The following is a 1,861-nucleotide window of genomic DNA, read 5'->3' on the forward strand; positions in this document are numbered from 1 at the left end:
CCCTGCGGCTGTGGCGTCATGCACAAGATCGGCGAAGACCGCACGGAGCGGTTGGACATCGTGCCGGCACAGCTGCGCGTCATCGTCACCGTGCGGCCGAAATACGCCTGTCGGACCTGCACCGACGGGGTGACGCAGGCCCCGGCACCCAGCCACCTGATCATGGGCGGCCTGCCGACCGAGGCGACGCTCGCCCATGTGCTGGTCAGCAAATATGCTGATCACCTTCCTTTATATCGCCAGAGCCAGATCCTCGTGCGGGCGGGCCTTGATCTGCACCGCGCCGTGCTGGCGGATTGGGTCGGCAAGGCTGCGTTCCATCTGAAGCCAGTGGTCGACCGGCTGGCCGAACACCTGAAGCGGTCAGGCAAGCTGTTCATGGATGAAACCACTGCCCCGGTGCTGGACCCGGGGCGCGGGGGACGACCAAGACTGGATATCTTTTTGGGCGCCTGCCCGCCATGACCGACCCTGGGGCGGCGAGGAGCCGCCCGGTGTGGTCTGCTCTCAGTCCCTGGCCGCGCTGGCGAGAATGCCGAGACCTTCCTGACCGGCTTCGACGGCATCCTTCAGATCGATGGCTATCAGGGCTACAATCGGTTGACGAAGCCCTCGCGCAAGGGCGGCGCGCCCCTTCGTGTCGCGCATTGCTGGGCCCACGCCCGGCGCAAACTGAAAGAGGACTTCGACCGCGACGGCTCTGAAATTGCGGCAGAAGGCCTGCGCCGCATTGCCGAATTCCATGTCATTGAAGCGGCTATCCGCGGCATCTCCCCCGGTCAGCGTCTCTCCGCCCGCCAGACCCGCACCGCGCCGCTGGTGGCGGCCTTTGGCGAATGGCTCCAGGCGCAACGCCGCAAAATCTCCGCCAAGTCCCGCTTGGGCGAAAAGCTCGCCTACATCCATAACCAGTGGGACGGGCAGCAAACATTCCTGACCGACGGCCGCGTCGAGATCGACTCCAACAGGGTCGAAAACCTGATCCGTCCCATCGCCCTCAATCGCAAGAACGCGCTCTTCGCCGGCCATGACGAAGGCGGCATCGCTTGGGGCCGCATCGCATCGCCGATCGAAACCTGCAAGATCAACGGCATCGAGCCATTCGCCTACCTCAAGGCAACTCTCTCTGCGATCGCCAAAGGCCATCCGCAAGGCGACATCGACGATCTCCTGCCCACGGAACTTCAAGCCGTCAAGCTAAGCCGCAAGTGGTCCGCAGCGAACGCTTATCGCTTTGCGCTCCCGCAGCCCCCGTGGCGGCTTGACCTGATAATCCTCCTCGTTAAAGCGGGGAGCATTACCATGCCGAAATACCAATCGTTGCCCTTCCTGGTGGACGATGGCGCGTCGATGATCGTCGCATCCACCAGCGCGCCCGAGCGCGGCGTGATGCCCTTGTCGGCCAGATGCGCGCTGCTCACGTCGGCGAAGATCGCCTCGGTCACCCCGTGCCGCTCCAGCAAGTGCCGAAAGTTGAGGATCGTGTTCTCATCAGGGATGCGGTCATCCCCCCGCTCGATCCCGGCGAAGCGGCGCATCGCCTCGCTGTCATACAGCATTTCTTCGACCATCGGGTCGCTCAAGGCATACCAGCTCTGAAAGAAATAGACCCGCAGAATCGTTTCCAAGGGCATCGACGGGCGACGGCCCTTCGGTCCCGCTTTTCGGATAGTGCGGATCGATCAACCCGATCCGCCGCCCCCAGGGCCCGACCGCGTCAATCTCCGCCAGCAACAGTTTGCTCCGCATCACATTCTTCTTCACCGCATCGCGCAAGCCGGAAATGGCAGGCTGTCTCCGCATCGGCGGGGCGCATCGTCGTCTCCCGGATTGCATATCAGATTACGCCAAAACACACAGG

Annotated in this window: 1 protein-coding gene and 1 pseudogene; one reads left to right on the forward strand and one right to left on the reverse strand. The window is 63.5% G+C overall.

The features are described 5' to 3' along the window. Positions 1-1,164, forward strand: a pseudogene (gene tnpC, locus U0S50_RS18505) (IS66 family transposase); the annotation flags it as partial. Between the two features lie 62 nt (positions 1,165-1,226). Here tnpC and U0S50_RS18575 read toward each other — a convergent pair. Then, positions 1,227-1,634, reverse strand: coding sequence for a transposase (locus U0S50_RS18575; RefSeq protein WP_416195016.1), 408 nt, complete (start codon positions 1,632-1,634; stop codon positions 1,227-1,229). Positions 1,635-1,861 lie beyond the last annotated feature (227 nt).

Origin of the sequence: Sphingopyxis sp., assembly GCF_034380315.1 — a bacterium.
Classification (GTDB): domain Bacteria; phylum Pseudomonadota; class Alphaproteobacteria; order Sphingomonadales; family Sphingomonadaceae; genus Sphingopyxis.